The organism is Saccharopolyspora sp. NFXS83 (assembly GCF_026241095.1).
GTDB lineage: Bacteria > Actinomycetota > Actinomycetes > Mycobacteriales > Pseudonocardiaceae > Saccharopolyspora_C.
In genome coordinates this window covers 58,226-68,047 of record NZ_JAPFGB010000035.1, presented here as the reverse complement: position 1 = coordinate 68,047, position 9,822 = coordinate 58,226, and the positions used below count along the sequence as shown (strand labels likewise).

Sequence of the window (9,822 nt, the reverse complement as noted above, 5' to 3'; positions counted from 1 at the left end):
GGCCGTTTCAGGGGGGTCAACCTCGCGGTCACCCGCACCCCGGAACAGCCAGCACCCCGGCTCTTTTAGAGTTTGTCGATCCAAACCCTAACAGAACCGAATTTCGACCGCTCCAGGGGGGGGCCAACCTCACGGTCACCCACACCCCAACCAGTCAAAAACCGACCTACATTTAGAGTTTTGCATTCGAGCGACCCGCTCTACCAGTACTACCCGGAAGCTCGGTTCGACCCCGCCGCACCCGGTCCGATTCGTTTTCGGCCCGTTCCGTGCTGGCAGAAAGAAATCTACAGGACCCTCACAGGGCCTTGAACACCACCCCCCTCTAATAGCGAAATCGCAGGTCATGGCGGGTGAACGGCAGGTGTCCCCCGTTCCGTCGGCGCTCACACCTTCGGGGCGATCTGAGCGCGAAGTGACCGCATCCGGCGTTCGGAGCCCTCATTCATACGAGACCGGCCCACCCGGTCGATCCGCAGCGCCCCGTTCAGGAGGAGCCATGACCGCGCCGACCGCCCCGCATCCGATCCTGCTGCCCGCCGCCACCGATCCCTACTTCGTGCCCGACGACCGGGCGGTCGCGCCGACCTCGCGCACCGAACTCGCGAACTCTTCCGCTTCCCCCGCGGACCGAACCTCGTGCGCGCTTGCCGGGACGCTCGGCGCACCCGTCATCGACGTCCTGCTCGGACGCCGCCCGCTGGGTCAGATCAAATCCCGGGTGTCGCCGAGCGTGCACGGCCTGCTCAAGTCCGGCTCCGTGCGGCGGCTGCTGCACGAGCCGCAGCAACGGCTGCTGTCGATGCACGCGTGCGCGATCAGCCCGGATCTGGTCGAGGGATGCGCGGTGATCGCCTCCCGGATCCGAACCCGCGCGCTCGTACTGCGCTGGGAACGCAGCGGCGGAGGCTGGTCGTGCACCTTCCTGTCCGTCGTCTGAGCGGTCCTGCGCCCGAACACGACATCGCCCCGCACTCCTCGTGGAGTGCGGGGCGATGGGGGAACGCGACGGGCAGGGCCTCAGTGCCGCTTGTGCTTCTTGGCCTCTTCCCGCGCGGCGGCCCGGCGCTGCCGCCGGGTGCCGCCGTTGTCGTCGCCACCGTTGTCCTCGGTGCTGGTCTGCACCTCACCGGACTCGGTGGGGCCGGAGTAGTTCAGCCGCGGGCGCTGCGGCGGGGTGAAGCCCTGACCGCCGAACGCCGGCGGAGCGCCGTCGCCACCGACCGTGCCGCCGCCGAGCTGGCTCATCGCCGGACCGGCGGAGGCGCGGGAACGCTTGGAACGCGGCTGCGCCTCCGCACCCGAGGACGCCTGCCCGGCCGCGCCGCCCTGCTGGCGCTGCTGGGCGGCCGAACGCGGCACGGCGGGATGCACGTCCGTGGGGAAGTCCGAGCCGTCGGAACGGCTCACCGACACCGGCACCGACGGCTGCTCCGGAGCGGGCTCCGGCTCGGCCGCCTCCACCTGGACGTTGAACAGGAAGCTGATCGACTCTTCCTTCAACGCCTCGAGCATCGCGTGGAACATGTCGAAGCCTTCCCGCCGGTACTCCACCAGCGGGTCGCGCTGCGCCATCGCACGCAGGCCGATGCCTTCCTTCAGGTAGTCCATCTCGTAGAGGTGCTCGCGCCACTTGCGGTCGAGCACGCTGAGCACCACCCGGCGCTCCAGCTCGCGCATGGCACCCGCGCCGACCTTGCCGTCGACCTCGGCCTCGCGCCGGTCGTAGGCGTCCCAGCCGTCGTGGAGCACGGCCTCCTGGAGGCTCTCCTTGCTCACGTCGTCCTCGGCCTCGACCAGCTCCTCCCAGTCCAGCTGAACCGGGTAGAGGCCCTTCAGGGCCGTCCAGAGCTTCTCGAAGTCCCAGTCCTCGGCGTAGCCCTCGGAGGTGGCGCCGTTGACGTACGCGGCGGTCACGTCCTTGATCATGTGCCGGACCTGCTCGCGCAGGTCCTCACCCTCCAGGACCCGGCGGCGTTCGGTGTAGATCACCGAACGCTGCTGGTTCATGACCTCGTCGTACTTGAGGACGTTCTTGCGGATCTCCATGTTCTGCTGCTCGACCTGGGTCTGAGCGCTGCGGATCGCCTTGGTGACCATGCCGTTCTCGATCGGCACGTCGTCGGGCACCTTCAGCCGGGTCATGACCGTCTCGACCATCGCGGCGTTGAACCGGCGCATCAGCTCGTCGCCCAGCGACAGGTAGAAGCGGGACTCGCCGGGGTCGCCCTGACGCCCGGACCGGCCGCGCAGCTGGTTGTCGATGCGGCGCGACTCGTGCCGCTCGGTACCGAGGACGTACAGGCCGCCGGCCTCGCGAACGCTCTCGGCCTCCGCCTTGACCTGGGTCTTGACCTTGTCCACGACGCCCGGCCACTCCGCCTCGTACTGCTCGCGGTGCTGCACGGGGTCCAGGCCGCGGCGCCGCAGCTCGGCGTCGGCGATGTGGTCGACGTTGCCGCCGAGCACGATGTCGGTACCACGACCGGCCATGTTCGTGGCGACCGTGACCGAGCCCTTGCGCCCGGCCTCGGCGATGATCCCGGCCTCCGACTCGTGGTGCTTGGCGTTGAGGACGCTGTGCGGCACGCCCTTCTTCGTCAGCAGCTTCGCCAGGTACTCGGAGCGCTCCACGCTGGTCGTACCGACCAGCACCGGCTGACCGGCGCGGTGCTTCTCCTCGATGTCCTCGGCGACGGCCTCGAACTTCGCGGCCTCGCTCTTGTAGACCAGGTCGGGCTGGTCCTTGCGGGCCATCGGCTCGTTCGTCGGGATGCTGACGACGCCGAGCTTGTAGGTGCCCTGGAACTCGGCGGCCTCGGTCTGGGCCGTACCGGTCATGCCGGCGAGCTTCTCGTAGAGGCGGAAGTAGTTCTGCAGCGTGATCGTGGCCAGCGTCTGGTTCTCGGCCTTGATCTCGACGCCTTCCTTGGCCTCGATCGCCTGGTGCATGCCCTCGTTGTAGCGGCGGCCGTGCAGGATGCGGCCGGTGAACTCGTCGACGATGGTGACCTCACCGTCGCGGACGATGTAGTCCTTGTCGCGCTTGTAGAGTTCCTTGGCCTTGAGCGCGTTGTTCAGGTAGCCGACCAGCGGGGTGTTCGCGGCCTCGTAGAGGTTCTCGATGCCCAGCTGGTCCTCGATGATCGTGACGCCGTCCTCGGTGACGCCGACGGTGCGCTTGCGCTCGTCGACCTCGTAGTGGGCGTCCTTGCGGAGCATCGGCGCGAGGCGGGCGAACTCCTGGTACCAGCGCGAGGACTGGTCGGCCGGACCGGAGATGATCAGCGGGGTGCGGGCCTCGTCGATCAGGATCGAGTCGACCTCGTCGACGATGGAGAAGAAGTGCCCGCGCTGCACGCAGTCGGCCAGGCTCCACGCCATGTTGTCGCGCAGGTAGTCGAAGCCGAACTCGTTGTTCGTGCCGTAGGTGATGTCGGCTTCGTAGGCGCCGCGGCGCTGCTCCGGGGTCATGTCGGCGGTGATCGCGCCGACTTCCAGGCCCAGGAAGCGGTGCACCCGGCCCATCCAGTCGGAGTCACGTTTGGCCAGGTAGTCGTTGACCGTGACCACGTGGACGCCCTTGCCCGCGATGGCGTTGAGGTACGCGGGCAGCACGCAGGTCAGGGTCTTGCCCTCACCGGTGCGCATCTCGGCGATCTGGCCGAGGTGCAGTGCCGCACCACCCATGAGCTGCACGTCGTAGTGCCGCTGTCCGAGCGTGCGGTGCGCGCCCTCCCGGGCGACGGAGAACGCCTCGGGCAGCAGTTCGTCCAGCGATTCGCCGTCGCTGTGGCGGCGCTTGAACTCGTCGGTCTTGGCCCGCAGTTCGGCGTCGGAGAGCGCGACCGCTTCGTCTTCGAGCTCGTTGATGTGCGCCGCGATGGCGCGCAGGCGCTTGAGCGTCTTGCCCTCGCCGGCGCGGAGCAGTCGGGACAGGACCATCCGGTCGACCTCACTAGCTGATCGTGATGCGCCCGTCACGGACGCCTTGTGGTCATCGTATTAGAGCCGGGTTGCCTGGGTGGCGGTTCCGGCGGAGCGTCGGTCGGCACCGGGCCCCGGACGGCGACCGTCCCCCGCGCACACGGTACGCGGGGGACGGTCGGTGGGGTCGGGCGCTGGCGCAGACTCGCCGGACGCCCGGTTGATCGTCCGGTCAGGCGGCCAGCCGGATCACCCCGTAGTCGAATCCTCTGCGCCGGTACACCACGCTCGCGCGTCCGGTGTCCGCGTCGGAGAACAGGTAGAAGTCGTGGCCGACCAGTTCCATCTCGTAGAGGGCTTGGTCGACGGTCATGGGCGTGGCGGCGTGCTCCTTCTCGCGGACGATCCGACCTGGTTCGTAGCCGTCCCCGTCCGCGTTGCCGCGGGGCACGGGGACCTCCCGGTCCGAGCCGGGCATCGCGGTCTCGCCGGTGGTCATGTCGGCGTCTTCAGCCACTTCCTCGGCGGGGGCTTCGAGGAGCCCGACCGCGGTGGAACCACCGGCCGCGACGGTCTGCGTGGTGTTCGCGGAGGTCGCTTCCGCGACGGAGGTGGACTTGTGCCGCCCGTAGTGCACTTTTCTGCGGTCGTGCATGCGGCGGAGGCGGTTCTCCAGCTTGCTCGTCGCCGAGTCGAGCGCGGCGTAGAAGTCCCCTGCGGCGGCTTCCGCTCGGACGGCGGGCCCGCGGCTCTTCAGGGTGATCTCCACGCGTTGGCAGCTCTTCGCCTGTCGCGGATTGCGTTCGTGGAACAGCTCCACGTCCGCCCGAATGGTCTTTCTGTCGTAGCGCTCCAGCCGGGTCAGCTTGTCGGCGATGTGCTCCCGGTAGTGCTCGGGAACCTCAACGTTGCGACCCTTGACGACGATGTCCATTCACGACCTCCGTTCCTTGCGTACATCCCGTGACGTGTCCGCACGGCGGCGCCGGAACCGCGACCGATCTCAGTTCGCTTCCGGCGCCAGGGACATGGGTTCCTCACTCCTTCCCAAAGCGCGGGTACGACTGAATGCAGGCACGTTAGCTAACTTCGCCAACGGGAAACAGCCCCCGAGATGGGCGACGTCAAGCCGCCACTGAGCGTGATGTACAGGGCTGAGCGGGCGACGCGCGAGGCTCGCGACGGGGGTTTCCACGGCGTGTCCCACACCACTCGCCTCACTCTTTCGGGCTAAATGTGATCGAGTTGCGGTCACTGAGCGACACCGCCCAATTTGGGGCTCCCTGCGGGCGCCTGGAGCTCCCCCGCAGGTCGGAGCGCCCGGGCGCGAGTGCCGTCGACTGCTCATACCCCCTGAACGAACGAAGGGCGGTGCTGAGTTCCTCAGATGTCGGGCCGCCGGACAACGCACGATCGTGTCAACCCGAGGTCGCGGTCAGCACCAGCACCGCGGTGACCGGCACGCCGTGCCGCGCCAGGACGTGCGCCGAGCTCATGGCGGTGGCGCCGGTGGTGAGCACGTCGTCGATCAGCAGCACCGGCGCGCCGGCCGGCGGCGCCCGCCGCGGCAGCACCGACACCCGCCCGGCCAGGTTGCGCAGCCGTTCCGCCGGGTCGAGCCCCACCGAGTCGCGAGCACCGGCTCCGGACACCAGGCAGTCGGCGACCACTGCGGCCCGGCCGCGCTCCGCGAGCACGGCCGCGGCGCGACCCGCGACCCGCGTCATGTGCGCCCCGCCGCGCCGCCGCGAGGTGATCGCCCTCGACGGAGCGGGCACCAAGTGCCACGTCCCGGCCGGGTCGAGGTCAGGCACGGTCTCCGCCCCGAACGCCGCCCTTCCGGAGGAGCTCGGGCCCCATTGGAGAAGCCCCGCCAAGCCGTCCGCGATCGCGACGCCGAACGGATCGGCGAGGTCCCGGCGGCCGGCCGCCTTGTAGGAGACGACGGCTCGCCGCGCCGCACCGCGATATCGGCCCAGGGCGAACACGGGCGGCACGGCGGCCGAGCCCGACGGCACCGGCAGCGCGCGGACCACTTTGCGCAGCCCGCCGAGTTCCCGGGCGCACCCGCCGCACCACGCGGTTCCAGGTCGGGCGCAGCCCGCGCAGCGCAGCGGCAGCATCAGGTCGATCAGCCCGGACGCGGCGGCGGCGAGCCCGTCACCGGTTCGGCGCCACCGACCGGGCGCCCGCGCGGCGACGGGCTCGCCGGCCCCTTCCCGAGATCCGCTCATGCCGTGCAGGGTGCGCGATGTCGCCGTCCGACTCACCGCGGCGCGTCGGACCGCGTGCGGCGAACCCGGATCAGCCGGGGAAGAACGGGAGCGAGTTCCCCTCGATCTCGCCCGGCAGCACGCTCCACACCGCGTTCGAGGCGGTCGCCTCCCAGAGCCAGCGCTGGTCGGCCACGACGACGCGCTTGCCCGGCCCGACGGTCACGGCGTTGATCGGCTGCGTCAGGTTCGCCGAGGCGTACTCGGTCCAGTCGAAGCCGTCCACGGTGACCTCCATGACCGGTGAGGAACCGTCGGTGGCCGCCACCAGGGACTTGTCCGTGAGCCAGTCCACGCCCGTCACGCGGAAATCCCGGTCCGCGCCCAGCGTCACCGGGTGCCGCAGCGCGACGCGCCCGTCCTCGTCCACGACCGCCCCGACGACGATGCGCCCGTCGACCACGCCCGCCGCGCGGGTGCCGTCGTGCGACAGGCGCAGCTGGGTGAGCTGCCTGCCTCCGGAGAACTCGCCCACATCGACCGGCCGGACGCCCCACGACCCGCCTTCGTCGACCGCGCGGAACACGTCGCGGCCGTTGACGACCGCCCACACCTCGGAGTCGCCCCGCCAGGTGGGCCTGCTCATGAAGCTGCCGGTGGGCTGCAGCTCGGACATGTCCTCGCCGTACGGGCCGACCCGCAGCCCCACCATCCCGGAGGGTTTGCGGGCCACTGCGGCGAGCCGCGAACCGTCTCCGGACTGGGCGGCCTGCACCACTTCCAGCGCGCCGGATCCGGCGGGTCCGGGGATGGGGCGGACGTTCTCGTCGAGCACGTGCAGCCGTTCCCCGATCACGGCGAGACCGGGCAGACCGGGGCTCACCGCGTTGTCGCTCTCGTAGGACTCGACGTCCGCCGGCTGCAGGTCCCGCTTGCCGGGCAGCAGCGCGACGCCTTCCTCCTGCAACCGGACCCGGGCCTTGCTGACGTTCTGCAGCGACAGCACGACCTGCGCGGCGAGCATCTGCCGCGATTCGAGGTCGGGTTCGCCGAGGCCGCTGAGGTTGACCACCAGCGCGCCGTCATCGTCCTCGCTGACGTTGGTCTTCGTGCTGGCCCCACGCGGGAGCTGGCTGGCCATCGCGTCCTTGAAGCCCTCGGAGGGGCCCGCGATGAGCAGTTCGATCACGCGCTGCGGCAGCGTGACCTCGGGCTGGGATCCGACCCAGCGCAGATCGGGCACCACACCCCCGCCGTCGTGGTCCGCGAAGTAGATCGGCACCGCCATGAAGCCGTCCTTGAAGGAGGCCCTGCTGATCACCATGTCCTCGGGCGGCGAGGCGATCCGCCACTGCCCTTCCCGGTTCCGCTCCACCCGGACCTGCACCTCGTAGGGGCCGGTCTCGGGGACGAACGAGGCGTCCGGCCGCAGCCGCCCGACCCGGTCCGCCTGCAGGCTGACGAGCTGCACGTTCTCCGGCTGGTTCGGCGGCGGCGGCACCGGGATGGTGTCGATGTTGTCGACGATGAGCACCGAGTTGTCCGGTTCCCACCGCCGCTCGGCGTCGTCGGTCAGGTACTCCTTGGCCGCCGCGAAACCGCTCTCCGGGGTGGAGCCGGTGTCGGCGAAGCTGCGCACGAGGTCGAAGGAGTTCACGCCGCGCGGCGGTTCCGGCATCGTGGCTCCGGGCGCGTTGCCCTCCACGACGGGCTGCACCGCCATCGGATCGGACCGCTCCGGGATGGAGGCGCAGGCGCCCAGCGGGAGCAGGGCCAACACCAGCACGGCCAGCCGGCGACGCGTCATCGCAGGTCCTCCCAGCCTCGTTCGACGGGGATGGCGCGACCGGTCCTGGCGTGGTCGGCCTTCGTCTGATCGACCCTCGCCTGGTCCTCGCTCGGCGGGTGCTCCGGCCGTTCCTGGTCGAGCCCGGCGGAGTCGTGCGGGGAGGGTTCGGAGAGCCGTGCGGGGCCGGTGTCCCGGACCGCGCCCTCCCGCTCGCCTTCGGCCTGCGCGTCGAGGGTGCGGGCCAGCAGCGCTCCCGGGGCGGCGATGCGCCGTCCGACGGGCAGCGCCAGCGGGCTGTCGGTGAAGTCCTGCCCGGGCGTGCGCGGCAACGTCAGCCGGAAGCACGATCCCGAGCCCGGTTCGCCCCACGCGTCGAGCAGCCCGCCGTGCAGCCGCGCGTCCTCGGAGCTGATCGACAGGCCGAGTCCGGTGCCGCCGGTGCGGCGGTTGCGGGACGGGTCGGCGCGCCAGAACCGGGTGAACACCAGTTCCGCTTCGCCCGGGCGGAGCCCGACGCCGTAGTCGCGGACGCTGACGGCGACGGCGCGGTCGTCGGCGCCGAACCTGATCTCCACCGGCCCGCCTTCGGCGTGGTCGATGGCGTTGGCGATCAGGTTGCGCACGATGCGTTCGACGCGGCGGGCGTCGCCGACCAGGTCGAGGTCGTCGCCCGCCACCTCGACGCGCAGCGGGACCTTGCTGGTCTCGGCGATGCCGCGCACCGAGTCCACGGCGCGCTGCACGATCGCGGGCAGGTCCAGCGGTTCGGCGGCGAGTTCGGCGACGCCCGCGTCGAGCCGGGAGATCTCCAGCAGGTCCGCCAGCAGCGCCTCGAACCTGTCCAGTTCGTCGACGAGCAGCTCGGTGGAGCGGGCCAAGCCGGGCGGGAACTGCTCGCGGGAGGCGTGCAGCACGTCGGCGGCCATCCGGACCGTGGTCAGCGGGGTGCGCAGCTCGTGCGATACGTCGGAGGTGAAGCGGCGTTGCAGCTGGCCGAACTCCTCCAGCTGCTTGATCTGCTGCTTGAGGCTGTCGGCCATCTCGTTGAACGACTCGGCCAGCCGGGCCACGTCGTCCTCGCCGATGACCCGCATCCGCTGGTCCAGGTCGCCGTCGGCGAGGCGCGCGGCGTTCTGCGCGGCCTGCCGCACGGGGCGCACCACCTGGCGGGTGACGAGGTTCGTGATGGCGCCGAGCAGGACCACCAGCACCAGCCCGCCGACCAGCAGCGTGCTCTGCACGAAGCCGAGCGTGCTCTTCTCCGAGGTCAGCGGGAACAGCAGGTACGCCTGCAGCGAGCGGGTGGAGCTGTCGACGGGGGTGCCGACGACCAGCATCGTGACCGGTTCAGTCCCGCGCGGCACCGTGGTGATCTGCTTCGCCAGCTGGCCTTGTTCGACGAACCTGCGCAGTCCGTCCGGCACGTCGCGCAGGGGGCCGGCGAAGGGATGCGGCTCGGACCCGGCGCCCGCGCCGTCCACCAGCACGGGTTCGAAGGCGCCCGCGGCCGGTTGCTGCGTGGAACCGCTCGAATTGGGCGTGGTGAGGCGGTTGAGGGCCTGTTCGAGCTGCTGGGAGACGTCGTCGGAGTTCGGGTCGACGGCGGTCAGCTCCCGCTCCAGCACCGGCAGGCTCGACTGCACCTGCATGATCGCGGCGCGTTCCTTCGCGGTCATCAGCTGGTAGGTGATCTGCGTCTGCAGCACCATGCCCAGCACGCAGATGACCACCGAGGACAGCGCGAGCGTGCTGACCACCACGCGCAACTGCATGGAGCGCCGCCACACGCGTTCGAAGCGCTGCCAGCGTTCCCTGAGCTCATCGCGGGCGCGCGTCCCCCACCGGCGCAGCACCCTGCCCCGGCTCGCCCACCCGCTCAACGCGACCTGAGCC

6 protein-coding genes are annotated in these 9,822 nt (G+C 70.6%); 1 reads left to right on the top strand and 5 read right to left on the bottom strand.

What is annotated here, in order from left to right:
* Window positions 1-499 precede the first annotated feature (499 nt).
* On the top strand, window positions 500-940 hold the full coding sequence (locus tag OOZ19_RS27060) for an Rv3235 family protein (RefSeq protein WP_266092987.1): 441 nt from the start codon (window positions 500-502) through the stop codon (window positions 938-940).
* Window positions 941-1,020: 80 nt separating this feature from the next.
* Here the strand turns inward: OOZ19_RS27060 and secA are convergent, their stop codons facing one another.
* The 5 genes from secA to mtrB form a co-directional block, all read right to left on the bottom strand.
* On the bottom strand, window positions 1,021-3,945 hold the full coding sequence (gene secA, locus OOZ19_RS27055; protein WP_266092986.1) for a preprotein translocase subunit SecA: 2,925 nt from the start codon (window positions 3,943-3,945) through the stop codon (window positions 1,021-1,023).
* Between the two features lie 214 nt (window positions 3,946-4,159).
* On the bottom strand, window positions 4,160-4,861 hold the full coding sequence (gene hpf / locus OOZ19_RS27050; RefSeq protein ID WP_266092985.1) for a ribosome hibernation-promoting factor, HPF/YfiA family: 702 nt from the start codon (window positions 4,859-4,861) through the stop codon (window positions 4,160-4,162).
* Window positions 4,862-5,345: 484 nt separating this feature from the next.
* On the bottom strand, window positions 5,346-6,161 hold the full coding sequence (locus tag OOZ19_RS27045; protein WP_266092984.1) for a ComF family protein: 816 nt from the start codon (window positions 6,159-6,161) through the stop codon (window positions 5,346-5,348).
* 70 nt (window positions 6,162-6,231) lie between these two features.
* Window positions 6,232-7,947 carry an LpqB family beta-propeller domain-containing protein gene (locus tag OOZ19_RS27040; protein ID WP_266092983.1) on the bottom strand — a complete coding sequence of 572 codons (1,716 nt, stop codon included), beginning with the start codon at window positions 7,945-7,947 and terminating at the stop codon, window positions 6,232-6,234.
* Complete coding sequence (mtrB, locus tag OOZ19_RS27035) at window positions 7,944-9,809, bottom strand: MtrAB system histidine kinase MtrB (RefSeq protein WP_266092982.1); 1,866 nt, start codon at window positions 9,807-9,809, stop codon at window positions 7,944-7,946. Before mtrB ends, OOZ19_RS27040 begins: the two co-directional genes overlap by 4 nt.
* Window positions 9,810-9,822: the final 13 nt, after the last annotated feature.